The sequence below is a fragment of the Pseudoalteromonas sp. P1-25 genome (genome assembly GCF_001401805.1).
In the GTDB taxonomy this organism is placed as follows: domain Bacteria; phylum Pseudomonadota; class Gammaproteobacteria; order Enterobacterales; family Alteromonadaceae; genus Pseudoalteromonas.
The window spans coordinates 61,870-76,405 of record NZ_LKDW01000014.1 but is presented as its reverse complement, the minus strand read 5'-3'; the positions used below and the strand labels follow the sequence as shown (position 1 = coordinate 76,405).

The 14,536-nt window shown below is 41.6% G+C and carries 9 protein-coding genes; 8 read left to right on the top strand and 1 reads right to left on the bottom strand.

All coding sequences use genetic code 11. The features are described from left to right. Positions 1-11 precede the first annotated feature (11 nt). On the top strand, positions 12-2,657 hold the full coding sequence (gene ppc / locus AN393_RS10670; RefSeq protein WP_055018025.1) for a phosphoenolpyruvate carboxylase: 2,646 nt from the start codon (positions 12-14) through the stop codon (positions 2,655-2,657). Between the two features lie 336 nt (positions 2,658-2,993). Further along, positions 2,994-3,935, top strand: coding sequence for a cytidine deaminase (gene cdd, locus AN393_RS10665; RefSeq protein ID WP_055013819.1), 942 nt, complete (start codon positions 2,994-2,996; stop codon positions 3,933-3,935). A 64-nt stretch (positions 3,936-3,999) separates the two neighbouring features. Here the strand turns inward: cdd and udp are convergent, their stop codons facing one another. After that, positions 4,000-4,755, bottom strand: a complete 756-nt coding sequence (gene udp, locus AN393_RS10660) for a uridine phosphorylase (RefSeq protein ID WP_055013818.1) — start codon at positions 4,753-4,755, stop codon at positions 4,000-4,002. 433 nt (positions 4,756-5,188) lie between these two features. Between udp and AN393_RS10655 the strand changes: the two genes are divergently transcribed. The 6 genes from AN393_RS10655 to AN393_RS10630 all read left to right on the top strand — a co-directional run bounded on the left by AN393_RS10655 (position 5,189) and on the right by AN393_RS10630 (position 14,517). After that, the gene (locus tag AN393_RS10655; RefSeq protein ID WP_055013817.1) at positions 5,189-6,298 is read left to right on the top strand and encodes an arginase family protein; all 1,110 of its coding nucleotides are present in this window, start codon (positions 5,189-5,191) and stop codon (positions 6,296-6,298) included. Between the two features lie 109 nt (positions 6,299-6,407). Next, positions 6,408-7,112 carry an ABC transporter substrate-binding protein gene (locus AN393_RS10650; protein ID WP_055018024.1) on the top strand — a complete coding sequence of 235 codons (705 nt, stop codon included), beginning with the start codon at positions 6,408-6,410 and terminating at the stop codon, positions 7,110-7,112. 122 nt (positions 7,113-7,234) lie between these two features. Beyond that, positions 7,235-8,515, top strand: a complete 1,281-nt coding sequence (locus AN393_RS10645; protein ID WP_055018023.1) for a hemolysin family protein — start codon at positions 7,235-7,237, stop codon at positions 8,513-8,515. 273 nt (positions 8,516-8,788) lie between these two features. Then, positions 8,789-9,955: an efflux RND transporter periplasmic adaptor subunit gene (locus AN393_RS10640; protein WP_055013814.1), complete on the top strand. Its 1,167-nt coding sequence runs from the start codon at positions 8,789-8,791 to the stop codon at positions 9,953-9,955. 15 nt (positions 9,956-9,970) lie between these two features. Further along, a complete protein-coding gene (locus AN393_RS10635) occupies positions 9,971-13,105 on the top strand; it encodes an efflux RND transporter permease subunit (protein WP_055013813.1) in 3,135 nt (1,044 codons plus the stop codon). Next, complete coding sequence (locus tag AN393_RS10630; RefSeq protein WP_055018022.1) at positions 13,102-14,517, top strand: efflux transporter outer membrane subunit; 1,416 nt, start codon at positions 13,102-13,104, stop codon at positions 14,515-14,517. Before AN393_RS10635 ends, AN393_RS10630 begins: the two co-directional genes overlap by 4 nt. Positions 14,518-14,536 lie beyond the last annotated feature (19 nt).

Genomic DNA, 14,536 nt, shown 5'->3' with positions numbered 1-14,536 from the left:
GAGACTGAGAAATGAGTGAACAATATGCCGCCTTGCGAGGAAATGTTAATTTACTAGGGCAGTTATTAGGACAAACTATTAAGGATGCCCAAGGACAAGCGATTTTAGATAAGGTAGAAGAAATTCGTGCTTTATCAAAGTCATCTCGCAGTGGTAACGAAGACGACAGACAAGCGCTAATTGAGGTACTACATGCGCTTAGTGATGAAGAGCTTTTACCGGTTGCCCGTTCATTTAATCATTTTTTAAATTTAGCTAATGTAGCAGAGCAGTTCCACACTGTTTCGCGTTTTAATGATGTTGGCTTTTGCCAACTAAACCCTCTCACTCAAACATTAAAAACGTTAACTGCAAAAGCAAAAGAAGGCCAATTAGACAGTAATCACCTGGCCGAAACACTCTCAAAACTCCACATAAACTTAGTATTAACGGCTCACCCAACCGAGGTGACACGCCGAACAATGATCAACAAACAGGTTGAACTCAGTGAATGTTTAGCATCACTTGAACGCAAAGATAATTTAGAGCAAGAACGCACTGCTATTTTAAACCGTATTGCACAGCTTATTAGCCAAGCGTGGCACACGGACGACATTCGTCGTTCGCGCCCGACGCCAATTGATGAAGCTAAATGGGGCTATGCAGTCATTGAAAATAGCTTGTGGCACGCTGTGCCGCGTTTTTTACGTGAGTTTTCAGAACAAGTAAAAGAGCATTTAAGTTTAGAATTACCCATCGATTACAGCCCTATTGAGTTTACCTCTTGGATGGGGGGAGACCGCGATGGTAACCCATTTGTGACTGCGCAAGTGACTTCTGAAGTACTTGATCACGGTCGCTGGATGGCGCTTAATTTATATATTCAAGACTTAAAAACATTGTGCGCTGAGCTTTCTATGTCTGATGCAAGCGATGAGCTCATTGAACTTGCGGGGCAAGAGTTTGAACCATACCGTGCAGTAATTAAAAAACTTAAAACGCAAGTTGCTGAAACCGTCGCTCATTTAGGCGCTAAAATTAAAAACAAGCGCAGTGATTCACAAGACTTAATTACTGATATTAATCAAATTAAACACCCGATAGAAGTGTGTTACCGCTCATTATTAAAGTGCAACATGAAAGTAGTCGCCGATGGCTTATTACTTGATTTATTGCACCGTATTAATAGCTTTGGACTGCGTTTGGCAAAACTTGATGTACGCCAAGATTCAGACCGTCACAGCGACGTATTTTCAGAGCTAACACGCCACTTAGGCTTAGGTGATTACAACCAATGGCAAGAGCAAGACAAGCAAGCATTTTTGCTTACCGAGCTTAATTCTCGTCGCCCGCTAATCCCTAAAAATTGGCAACCTAGCCCAGAAGTGCAAGAGGTACTCGATACCTTTGATGTTATCGCACAGCAAGATGAAAATACATTTGGCTTATACATTATTTCAATGGCGCGTACTGCCTCTGATATTTTAGCGGTACAACTACTGTTAAAAGAAAGTGGCTGTCAGTTTGATTTACCTGTTGCACCATTGTTTGAAACACTTGACGATTTAAATGCAGGTAGCGATGTAATTACTACACTGCTTGATAACGTGTGGTACCGCGGGCATATTAAAAATACCCAAAATGTGATGATTGGTTATTCAGATTCTGCCAAAGATGCCGGCATGATGGCTGCAGGTTGGGCGCAGTACGAGGCAATGGATAAATTAGTACAGCTTGCCGATGAGCGTGGCATAGAGCTTGTTTTATTCCATGGTCGTGGTGGTACAGTCGGGCGCGGTGGCGCACCTGCCGCACAGGCACTGCATTCACAACCACCGGGTTCGTTAAAAGGCGGCTTGCGTGTAACTGAGCAGGGCGAGATGATCCGCTTTAAGTTTGGTTTACCCGATGTTGCACTGCAAAGCTTAAATATTTACGCAGGTGCAGTACTGCAAAGTAACTTATTACCACCGCCAGAGCCAAAACCGCAGTGGCGTGAAGTAATGAAGTTAATAAGTGAGCAATCGTGTGAGCACTACCGTAATGTGGTTCGTCATGATGAAAACTTTGTACCTTACTTTAGAATGGCCACTCCCGAGCTTGAGCTGTCTAAATTACCATTAGGCTCACGTCCTGCTAAGCGTAATCCAAATGGCGGCGTTGAAAGCTTACGTGCTATCCCTTGGATTTTTGCATGGAGTCAAAACCGTTTAATGTTACCTGCATGGCTAGGTGCATTAACAGGCTTAAAAGCAGCGCTTGATAAGTATGGCCTAGAAACACTTCATGAAATGAGCTTGCAATGGCCGTTTTTCAGAGCGCGTCTAGAAATGCTAGAAATGGTATTTAGTAAAGCTGATAGCTGGTTAAGTGAGCATTACGATAACGCGCTGGTGGAAGATATGTACAAACCACTGGGTGTGTCACTGCGTAAAGAGCTTGAAGAGGCAATTAGCCTTGTACAGTCTCTTAGTCCTCAAAATAGCTTACTAGCGGACCAACCATGGATAAAGGAATCGATTGCGCTTCGTAATCCGTACACGGATCCGCTTAATGTACTGCAAGTTGAGTTACTACGACGTGCGCGTTCAAGTGAAAAAGGCAGCGAAGGTGACATTGATAACGCCTTAATGATCACTATGACAGGTATTGCTGCAGGTATGCGTAATACAGGTTAATAAGTAATTTTATGACGTGATAGTAAATCACTAATTTAATGTAATCGGTATTTTAAAAGGGAACACGCTGTGTTCCCTTTTTTATTTAATAACCTAAGGATTAACTTTTACGGCTTATATGAGGCTTGATAAGGTGTGGATGCATTGTTTAGCTTTACTGAACGTAAGTCATTAAAATAGCACAGGAGCAGTTATCGAACACGCTAGGCATCAAAGTTTAAGACGCGCATAAAACACATCTAGTCTGAACAAATGTTAACCACAAAGGTCAATAGTCCTAGTAATTCTAACCTTAACCTTTTAAACTACTTGGCCATTAAATAATTATAATATGTTATGGCTTCAGCAACTTTTACTGTGCAACAAGACACAGCCCTTACAAATTCACATATCTCTTTAAGCGTAGCGCAAACTCACGCTTTACGTGGTCAGCTAAAAACCCAACGCGGCATATTAAATTCTAATAATATAAAACAGCTATGTACGCAATTTAATGTATCCGATGATGCGTTATTACAAGGTTTGGTACCGCTTGCCTCAGAATTTTCAGTGGCTCCCGTTTCACACTTTCATGTGGGTGCTATTGTTAAAGCGCTTGATGAGCAAGGCGATGTAAATTTTTATTTTGGTGCTAATGTAGAGTTTGATCATCAAGCACTTAGCTTAGTAGTTCATGCAGAGCAGTCGGCGATTAATAATGCGTGGTTAAATGGCGCTAAAAAAATAGTTAAAATCGCTATAAGTGATGCGCCATGCGGTTACTGTAGACAGTTTATGAATGAACTGGCCGATGCTAAAGAGTTTGATATTTTATTGCCAAAGCAACACTTTAAACTAGCCGATTTATTACCGCATTCATTTGGGCCTACCGATTTAGGTAACGAATTCAGTTTGTTTAATCCTAAGCCTCACCAGCAAACGTTTGCCAATACTGAGCTTGATGAAAAATTAGCATCAATTGCACTTAGTGCATATGTACCCTATAGCCAAAATTTTAGTGCGGTAAAGATTAGTACATTTGAGAATGGTGACTTTTATGGCAGTTACGCAGAAAATGCAGCATACAGCCCAAGCCTTTCGCCACTACAAAGTGCGCTTAGCCAGCTGTTTTTGGCGGGACTTAGTTTTAATGGTAATACGGTTAAATCAATCACCCTGTTAGAAACACAAGGCCGTGAAAACCAAGGGGGAGTAGCGCGTGCTGTACTTGCAAGCTTTGACAACCTACCTGAAATAAAATTGATTAGCGCACCGCTGGGTAACCAGAGTTTAGGTTAAGCTAAAAACAATAAAGCACAGCCATTGCTGTGCTTTATACGTTTAATTAAAGTGCTAAAAAGGATTAGCCTAATAGTACTTTTGCAGCTTCTAATACCACTGCTACAGATTTTTTCTCAATTTCACCGTGGTCAACATTTGGAATTTCTTGACGAGTACGGTTTACCAACACACCGGCAACACACGCAGCTTTAAGGCCAAGGGCTGCACACATGGTAAATAATGTAGCCGACTCCATTTCGTAGTTCATTACGCCTAGGTTTTGCCATTCTTCACAGCTACCTTGTAATGACTTTGGTACGTAGCCAGAGTGCGTATCGTAACGCTCTTGACCTGGGTAGAACGTATCGCTTGATGCTGTAATACCAATATGAAAATCAATGTTTAGGTTTTTACATGCTTGCACCATAGCTTGCGTAGCAAAAAAGTCTGATACCGCAGGGTAGCTAAGCGGCGCAAAGTGCTGGCTTGCACCATCTAAACGCACTGATGCTTGGCTTACTAAAATATCACCTTCGTTAATATGTGGCTGAATCGCACCTGTAGTACCAATACGTAAAAAAGTACGTACACCAAGTTGCGCTAATTCTTCTACTGCAATTGATGTAGACGGGCCGCCAATACCGGTTGAACAAATCACTACAGAGTGACCATTCAACTGACCTAAATAAACATGAAACTCACGTGTTTGAGCAAGGCAGGTTGGGTTGTCTAGGAATTGAGAAATGCGTGCAGCACGATCAGGATCGCCCGGGACAATAGCAAGTTGCGCCCCTTTTAAATCGTCAATACATAATCCTAAGTGAAATACCTTTTCCATAACTAAGCCTTTTTATAAAATTTGTTGTCAATCTAGCATCATTGCGACAAATGTAAACTATGTACAGGACGTATGTCCGATGTTGAAAAATACACGTATATGCTGGCTTTATTCATCCACATTGAATATTAAACCATAGACTTAAAGGGTGTTAAAACAAGAGGAGTTGACTTGTTAATTTAGAGTCTATATGTATTGGTTATGGTGATAATTTCAATTTATCAGTATGTGGTTTAAAACGTTTTTAATTGTTTTATAACAAATGGTTATGTATTGATTTTGGCTTTATTTAAACATCGATTTTTCAAGCGTGTATTAATTGCTAGTTCAATAAGTGAGCGCGCAGAGTGTTTTAGGTAATTAAGCCGATAATTTTAATATTTGCATAACTAATCAAAACCGCATGAATAAAAACACAAGTATAGGATTTATTATGAGCACACAATTTGACGCGTTTAAACGTAAAGTAGAGCACTGTTTATGTGCCCCAGGCGACGGTGTATTTACCGTGAATACCGCCAAAGAGCGTAAAGCGGCATTACGTAATAAATTATATGGGCAAAGCGAGAATGTTGATGTTTTGTGGCGAAACTCTTTAACACAGCTGCCTGAGTCTCCTCATAAAGCGGTTATGTTAGGTATTAGCTCAGATTGTGGCGGTGGCATTCTACGTGGAGCAAACTGGGGGCCATTATTTTTGCGCTCTGCGCTGATAGATCAACAACCGCAGTGTCACTCATTCGATTTAGGCGATGTGAGGGTAATTCCTCACTTATTGCACGATAAATACTTAAACGATGCAACCATTTCAAATTGTCAAAAAGCCCTTTACGGTGATGAAAATGATGACTATTACGTAAGCCCGCTTTCAATTACTGAAGACGTGTGCGATAGCTTTTATGCAACGTTTAAAGACAAGGGTATTTTTGGCATTGGTGGCGATCATTCAATTAGCTACCCACTAACTAAAGCGTATTTAAAAGCAAAGCGTGAGCAAGGTAAGCGTACTGCTATAATTCATTTTGACGCACATACTGACTTATTAGTAGAGCGTTTAGGTATAGATTTATGCTTTGGTTCGTGGTGTACACATATTTTAGAATTTTTACCAGCGCCGCATCATTTAATTCAATTTGGTATACGCTCAAGCGGTAAACCAAAAGCGCATTGGGAAAGCACCTTTGGCGTTAAACAGCATTGGGCTGCTGAAATAATAGAACGTGGTGCTAAAGCGGTTGCTGCTGAAACCATTGCACAGTTAAAAGCTGATAACGTAGATGAAGTGTATGTAAGCTTTGATATAGATGCACTTGATGCGGAGTTTGCCTCAGCAACGGGCACACCAGAAGACAATGGCTTAACGCCGCAACACGCTTTGGATATTTTACAAGCCATTGCTGATGAGTTTCCTATTACGGGCGCTGATATGATGGAAATTGCGCCGTTCACCGACAGCTCGTTGGTAGGGCAAGCAAGCTCGGAAACTACATTACGTGAAGGCGCAAAAATCTCAGCGTTTTTAATCGGCGCAATGAATAAATAGTTATAAAAAATCTAGTCCTTTCAGCGTATAGGGCTAGATTAAAAACTAGCGGTTCAGCTACTCTCAGCTATAGTTTGTTAATATCTGTTTAGTTTTGAGGCGAAGCTGAATGAAGTTGTATGTACTTTTGTTGTGCTTTGTATGCATAAGGCTCAATGCAGCTGAAATTACAATAGTGACCGAGGTATTCCCCGATTTTCAGTATATTGATGAGAACAATCGGCTAGCAGGGCGTTCTGTAGACAAAGTAAGAAACGCACTTGCCAACACAGATATAAAATACACTATGCTAGCGCAAAGTTGGGCTGTGTCTTATAACGCAGTGTTAAGAGACACAAATACCTGTATATTTTCTATTGTAAGGCTGCCTAAACGCGAAGATAAATTTAGCTGGGTGGCTGAACTTGAAAGTTTTGACTCTGCTATTTATGCGCTCAAATCGCGCAATATTCGTTTAAAAACGCTTAACGATGCTAAACAATATAAAACAGCGGTGCTTAGGGACAATTTTAGCCACCATTATTTGTTAGAGCGTGGCTTCAGTGAGTCTAAAAACTTACTTATAATTGATAGCTTAGACAAAATAGATAAATTAATAAGCACACGGCACGATATTCTCGACTTTGTTATTTTAAGTAAAAAACAATTTAACTACCGAGCACAATTTGAGCCAAAGCTAAAGTTATTAGAACCTATATTAACCCTCAATACACAAAATTCCCCTTTGTACTTTGCCTGTAATAAAAACATGCCACAAAGCCTACAAGATAGCCTCTCGCTCGCTTTTGATGAAGCTAAATATAAAAATAAGTAATTACTAATCAACGGCTTACTGGTTTTTGTTGTAAAGTCGCAAATATAAATTGCCGCGTTTAAAAAAGCGTCTATACTCAGCTGCTTTTTATTGAAAAAAGCGCTAACTTTTTGGAGCGTTAAATGGGTGATTTGATCGGGATTAGCTTATTGATCTTGATGAGTGCGTTATTTGCTATGTCGGAAATCGCCATTGCAGCGTCGCGTAAAATTAAGCTACGTGTGATGGCCGATGAAGGCAGTGATAACGCGCGTGCAGTATTAAAGTTGCAAGAAAATTCGGGGGCGTTTTTTGCAATGATTCAAATTTCCCTAAACGCCATTGCTATTTTAGGTGGGATTGTTGGTGAGCAAGCTTTATCACCCTATGTAAAAAATGTATTGATGCTTTTTTATCAAGGCGCTCACCTTGATAAAATCAGTTTTATATTTTCGTTTTTTACTATTACTTCTTTGTTTATCTTATTTGCTGATTTAATGCCGAAGCGCTTAGCTATGATCATGCCCGAAGCAGTTGCAGTGCGTGTGGTAATCATTATGCGTTGGGTTACGTTTGCACTTACACCATTAGTTATGTTTTTTAATGGTTTAACTAATTGTGTGCTGCGCCTATTTAAAGTACCTGCAGAGCGAGAAGATAGTGTGACTACAGAAGACATTGTGGCGATGATGGAGGCAGGTGCAGAATACGGTAGCTTACAACAGCAAGAGTACGAGCTAATTGGTAATGTGTTTGAACTAGAGGCGCGCTTTTTATCGAGTGTGATGACTCCGCGAGACCAAATAGTGTATTTTGATTTAGATGAAAGCAGCCACGATATAGCCACTAAAATTATTGAAAGCCCCCACAATCATTTTTTAGTGGTATCAGGGAATTTAGATAAATTACGCGGCTCTGTTGAGTCAAAAGATATATTACGGCAAGTGCTTAAAGGTGAGCTTGCAACCATTAAACAAGAGCTAGTAGAGACGGATATTTTTTACCTGCCCGAAACTTTGAGCCTATCTGAGGCGTTAAATGCATTCAAAAGTGCCGCTAAACCGTTTGCGGTAGTGGTAAATGAGTATGCGTTATTGGTTGGCATTGTAACTGTAAAAGATTTAATGAAAGGCTTTATGGGCGATTTAATTACCCACCAAGGCGATGAACTTATTGTAAAGCGTGATGATTGCTCATGGTTGGTAGATGGCTTAACCCCCATTACTGATTTAGCAAAAGTATTAGATATTGAAGAGTTTCCTGAGCAAATGCATTATGAAACGGTGGCGGGATTTTTAATATACACAATGAAGCGTATTCCTAAACGGGCTGAACATGTAAGCTTTAACGGGTTTAAGTTTGAAGTAGTTGATGTTGAGGGGATTAGAGTAGAGCAATTACTGGTGTCCCGAATTAAGAACTAGACCTAAATTTACGTTTAAAGCCAAGCTTAGCTTAGCTTGGCTTAGCTTGGCTTTTTTGTTGCGCGTAGGTAATTAGCGAATCGCTTTTAAGTTTATTTTTCATACTGTTTTATTTAGTTTTCATCTAATTAACACCAACTACAACCTATGGCGTAGTTTAATTATGCAACTGTAAGTTAGTGTAAATTTGAAGCTGTTTTAATTTATTATCCTTTAGATTTACTTTAGAATGATCGTTCACTCTAGACATAAATAGATTAAAAGGTATTTATCATGCAGCGTTCTCGCACCGCTTTATTTGTATTAACAGCTCTTATTGGGTCTGTTGCTTTAACAGGTTGCGATCAAGCAGCTGAGTCGCAACAAGCTTCAGCGCCACAAGCAGTACCTGTTGGTGTTATTACTTTAAAAAGCCAAGCGCTTACACTAAAAAAGGAGCTTCCTGGTCGCGTTAGTGCTTTTCAAATTGCACAGATTCGCCCGCAAGTAAGCGGCATTGTGCAGTCTCGGTTATTTAAAGAGGGGGCTCAAGTAGAAAAAGGCCAAGCGCTATACCAAATTGACCCCGCGACCTTTGAAGCAGATCTTGCAGCAAGCGAGGCGGCTGTAGCTCGCGCTGAGGCAAGTATTGCGAGCACTAAATCTAAAGCGTCACGTTATAGCGAGCTTTTAAAAATTAAAGCCGTAAGTCAACAAGACTATGACGAGGCCGATGCCGCGCAAAAACAAGCAAAAGCCGAACTATTAACAGCAAAGGCCCAGCTTAAGTCTGCACAAATTAATCTCGATTACAGCCACGTATCTTCACCAATCAGCGGTCAAATTAGTAAATCGAGTGTTACCGTTGGTGCACTTGTAAGTGCAAACCAATCGACAGCACTTGCAACAGTGACTCAGCTTGACCCTATTTATGTCGATTTAACGCAATCAAGTAACGAGCTAACCCAACTCAAAAAAGCCATTGCATCAGGCACTTTAAGTGTTGATTCACAATCACAAACTGATGTTGAGCTGCAAATGGAAGATGGTTCAGCTTACCCGCTCAAAGGCACATTACAGTTTTCAGAAGTGACTGTAGACCCAAGCACGGGATCCGTTACTTTACGGGCTAAATTCCCAAACCCTGACAAATTATTGTTACCTGGCATGTACGTGCGTGCCTCAGTGGTTGAAGGCGTTAAACAAAATGCTATTTTAGTGCCGCAACGTGGAGTTAGCCGTAATACAAAAGGCGAGCCAACAGCTATGGTGGTAAGCAAAGAAAACACCGTTGAAAGCCGCGTGTTAAAAGTAGATAGAACGATTGGCTCTAACTGGTTAGTAACCGACGGGTTAGCTGATGGCGATAAAGTAATTGTTGAAGGCTTACAAAAAATTCGCCCAGGTGCACCAGTTAGCCCTTCAGAAGTTTCACCGTCTGCAACAGCCGACAAAGCGTAATAACGGAGAGTTTTAATGTCACGATTTTTTATCGACAGACCCATCTTTGCGTGGGTACTTGCCATCGTGGTTATGCTTGCAGGTGTGTTGGCTATTCAAAGCTTACCCATAGCACAATACCCGTCAATTGCACCGCCAGCAATTAGTATTACCGCTACTTACCCTGGGGCATCAGCTCGTACTTTAGAAGATACGGTTACTCAGGTTATAGAGCAAAAAATGAAAGGACTTGATGGCTTGTTGTATATGTCATCTACGTCTGAGTCGAGCGGTTCAGCTACGCTTACGCTTTCATTTAGTGCCGACACAGACCCAGACATTGCACAGGTACAAGTGCAAAACAAGTTAGCCACAGCGACCCCTTTACTCCCTGAAGAAGTACAAAGACAGGGCGTATCGGTGGCAAAATCTGCACGTAACTTTTTAATGGTTTTAGGTTTTGTATCAAAAGACGGCAGTATGACGAATATCGACATTGGTGATTATGTCTCATCGAATGTCCAAGATATTGTCTCGCGTGTTGAAGGGGTAGGTGAAGTTCAGTTATTTGGCTCTCAATATGCTATGCGTATTTGGTTAGATCCAGCTAAGCTGCAAAATTATAAATTAACACCTGCAGATATTAGCACTTCAATTAGTGCCCAAAATGCGCAAGTATCTGCTGGTCAATTAGGCGGCATGCCAGCGGTTGAAGGCCAGCAGCTCAATGCAACGGTGACAGCGCAAAGCCGTTTGCAAACCGCAGCAGAGTTTGAACAAATTATAGTAAAAGCAAACGCTGATGGCTCGTTTGTACGCCTTGAAGATGTAGCGCGTGTAGAGCTCGGCGGCGAGAGCTACCGTGTTGTAGCACGTTACGATGGAAAACCTGCATCGGGCTTAGGTATTAAGCTTGCCAGTGGTGCAAATGCCCTTGATACAGCCGAAGGTGTAAAAGCTGCAATTGCAGAGCTTAAGGCGTTCTTCCCTGAAGGATTAGACGTTGTTGTACCATACGACACTACACCGTTTGTGTCGCTATCGATTGAAAAAGTGGTTCATACGTTAATAGAAGCAGTGGTACTGGTTTTTGTGGTTATGTATCTGTTTCTACAAAACTTCCGCGCTACGCTTATTCCAACGATTGCTGTGCCAGTGGTGTTGCTAGGTACTTTTGGTATTTTGTACACGTTTGGTTATTCAATAAATACATTAACCATGTTTGCTATGGTACTTGCCATAGGCCTACTGGTAGATGATGCCATTGTTGTAGTAGAAAACGTTGAACGTGTAATGAGCGAAGAAAAGCTTTCTGCGCTTGAGGCAACACGTAAATCGATGGATGAAATTAAAGGCGCGCTTGTAGGTATTGCCATGGTGCTGTCGGCGGTATTTATTCCGATGGCGTTTTTTAGTGGCTCAACCGGTGTTATTTATCGTCAGTTTTCTATTACGCTGGTATCAGCAATGGGGTTATCGGTATTGGTGGCGCTTATTTTAACACCAGCATTGTGTGCAACGCTTTTAAAACCAAGCCATGTTCATGATAACAGCTCGTTATTCGGTCGTTTTTTCAGTGGCTTTAATCGCGGGTTTGATAAAACTAATTCAGGCGCACAAAGCTTTGTGAGTCGCATGATCCGTTTATCTAAGCGCTATCTTTTATGTTATGGCCTTATTGTCGCAGGTATGGTGTATATCTTTTCAAGCTTACCAACGGCATTTTTACCAGATGAAGACCAAGGTATTTTGTTTAATCAGGTATCACTGCCAGCAGGCTCAACGACGGAAGAAACGCTAGAAGTTGTTAAAAAAGTAGAAAAGCACTTTTTGAACGATCAATCGGATGCTGTAAATGGTATTTTCACGGTAACTGGGTTTAGTTTTGCCGGTTCGGGTCAAAACTCAGCAATTGCTTTTGTGAACTTTAAGCACTGGGATGAGCGTCAAGGCGAAGGTTTATCTGTACAAGCAGTGGCAGGTAAAGCAATGGGCTATTTTTCTACCATTAAAGAAGCGTTTGTATTTGCTTTTCCGCCGCCAGCGATTGTGGAACTAGGTACGGCTAATGGCTTTAATATTTTCTTACAAGACCGTGTTGGACTTGGCCACGATGCACTACTGGCCGCGCGTAACCAGCTATTAGGATTAGCAAGCCAAAGCCCAATTCTTGCGGGCGTACGCCCTAATGGTCAAGAAGATATGCCAGAGCTACAACTTGATGTAGACCTTGCTAAAGCTCAGGCACTGGGCGTTTCGCAAGCTAATATTAACAGCACCCTAGCAACTGCGTGGGGTAGTAGTTATGTAAATGACTTTATTGACCGCGGCCGTGTTAAAAAGGTTTACCTACAAGGCGATGCCGATTCGCGTATGGTGCCAGAGGATTTAAATAAGTGGTATGTACGTAATGATAGCGGTGATATGGTGCCATTTTCGGCCTTTGCAAGTTCGCATTGGACCTATGGCTCGCCGCGTCTTGAGCGTTACAATGGTTTTTCAGCAATGGAAATTCAAGGTACTGCTGCGCCAGGTTACAGTACAGGCCAAGCAATGGATGAAATGGAGCGCTTAGTAAAGCAATTACCTAATGGTATTGCCTCTGAGTGGACCGGTATTTCGTTTCAAGAGCGCTCAAGTAGCGGCCAAGCGCCATTGCTATATGGTTTATCGCTGTTGTTTGTATTTTTATGTTTAGCAGCGCTTTATGAAAGTTGGTCGGTACCATTTGCTGTAATGCTTATTGTGCCACTGGGTATATTTGGCGCTATGGTTGCTGCACTAACGGCTGGATTATCTAACGATATATACTTACAGGTTGGTTTGTTAACCACCATAGGTCTTGCCTCTAAAAATGCAATATTAATTGTAGAGTTTGCGATTCATAAAATGCAAGAAGGCTTAAGCTTAGTCGATGCGGCTGTTGCTGCCGTACGCTTGCGTTTACGCCCCATACTTATGACATCTATGGCCTTTATTTGTGGTGTTATTCCACTTGCTATTGCCTCAAGTGCTGGCTCAGGCGCACAAAATGCACTGGGTATTTCAATTATTGGTGGTACGCTTGCCTCTTCTATTTTAGTCGTGGTATTTGTGCCGTTATTCTTTGTATTAGTTCGTCGTTTATTCCCTATGGCAAATAGCGAAGACAAAAAGGAGCGCGCGCAATGAGCAAAAAACGTCTAAGTTTAAGCGCTATTACGCTTGTTATTTTAAGTGGTTGCCAATTAGCGCCAGAGCAAAAAGAGCTTACTTTACCAGTGCCAGATGCATATGCATCTGACACTGAGCAAGCATCAGCACAGCAATTACATTGGCAGCAATTTTTTAACGATGAAAAATTAAAAACCCTGATTGGCTTAAGCCTTGAGCATAATAAGGATATGCAAATTGCAGCGCTTAATGTACAGCGCGTTCGTGGCTTATACCAAATTGAAGACTCGGCTTTATACCCATCGTTAGATTTTAACGCCAGTGGTACACGCCAGCGTTTGCCTGCTGAGTTGTCAGGTAGTGGCGAAGCCACAATTAGCTCACAATACAGTGCTACAGTGGGTATTACTTCTTATGAGTTGGATATTTGGGGCAAGGTACGTAATCAATCAGAGCAAGCCCTGCAAAACCTTTATAACACTGAGCTTACTCAGTACAGCACGCAAATTTCACTTATTGCTGAACTTGCTAATGCGTGGCTAAACTACGCCACCGACTTACAGTTATTAGAACTCGCTAAAGAAACATTAAGCTCGCAACAAGAGTCACTTTCGCTTACGCAAAAAAGCTTTGATTTAGGCGCTACATCGGCCATTACGCTTGAGCAGCTTAAAAGTACTGTCGCTACTGCAAAAGTGGATATAGCAACGTATAAACGCTTGTTAAAACGTGATAAAAGCGCATTAGATTTACTGGTAGGGCAGCCTGTATCGAGTGATTTATTGCCAACTAATTCGTTAACCAATTTATTGGATTTACCAGAAGTACCGGTTGGTTTACCCTCTGATTTACTAACGCAGCGCCCTGATATTAAAGCCGCTGAGCACGCTTTATTAGCCGCAAACGCGAATATTGGTATAGCACGTGCGGCTTTTTACCCTAGCATTAGCTTAACGGCAGCGGCGGGAAGTACGTCTAGTGATTTAAGTGGCTTGTTTGATTCAGGCTCAGGGACATGGAGCTTTGTACCGTCGATAAACTTACCGATTTTTACTATGGGCCGTAACCAAGCAAACCTAGATGTTGCTAAGGCTGATCAAGAAATTGCAGTGGCTACTTACCAACAAAAAATTCAAAATGCGTTTCGTGAAACCGCCGATGCATTAGCAGATAGAGAAGGCTATAAAGAGCAACTAGATGCCCTCGATATGCTAATAAGTTCGCGTCAGCTTACTTACGATTTATCAAAAATGCGTTACGAAAAAGGCGCTGATAGCTACCTACAAGTACTTGATGCTCAACGTACGTGGTACTCGGCTCAACAGCAGTTAATAACGGGTCAGCAGGCTTACCTTGCCAGCCAAATTAACTTGTATAAAGCCTTAGGTGGTGGCTGGAATATTGCTAAAACTCCTGTGCAAGAGCAGTAAAATGAAAGGTGTTATTAAA

What these genes read in the sequence shown, in the direction of transcription:
- ppc (WP_055018025.1), top strand. Translation starts at nt 12, where the DNA reads ATGAGTGAACAATATGCCGCCTTGCGAGGAAATGTTAATTTACTAGGG.
- cdd (WP_055013819.1), top strand. Translation starts at nt 2,994, where the DNA reads ATGGCTTCAGCAACTTTTACTGTGCAACAAGACACAGCCCTTACAAAT.
- udp (WP_055013818.1), bottom strand. Translation starts at nt 4,755, where the DNA reads ATGGAAAAGGTATTTCACTTAGGATTATGTATTGACGATTTAAAAGGG.
- AN393_RS10655 (WP_055013817.1), top strand. Translation starts at nt 5,189, where the DNA reads ATGAGCACACAATTTGACGCGTTTAAACGTAAAGTAGAGCACTGTTTA.
- AN393_RS10650 (WP_055018024.1), top strand. Translation starts at nt 6,408, where the DNA reads ATGAAGTTGTATGTACTTTTGTTGTGCTTTGTATGCATAAGGCTCAAT.
- AN393_RS10645 (WP_055018023.1), top strand. Translation starts at nt 7,235, where the DNA reads ATGGGTGATTTGATCGGGATTAGCTTATTGATCTTGATGAGTGCGTTA.
- AN393_RS10640 (WP_055013814.1), top strand. Translation starts at nt 8,789, where the DNA reads ATGCAGCGTTCTCGCACCGCTTTATTTGTATTAACAGCTCTTATTGGG.
- AN393_RS10635 (WP_055013813.1), top strand. Translation starts at nt 9,971, where the DNA reads ATGTCACGATTTTTTATCGACAGACCCATCTTTGCGTGGGTACTTGCC.
- AN393_RS10630 (WP_055018022.1), top strand. Translation starts at nt 13,102, where the DNA reads ATGAGCAAAAAACGTCTAAGTTTAAGCGCTATTACGCTTGTTATTTTA.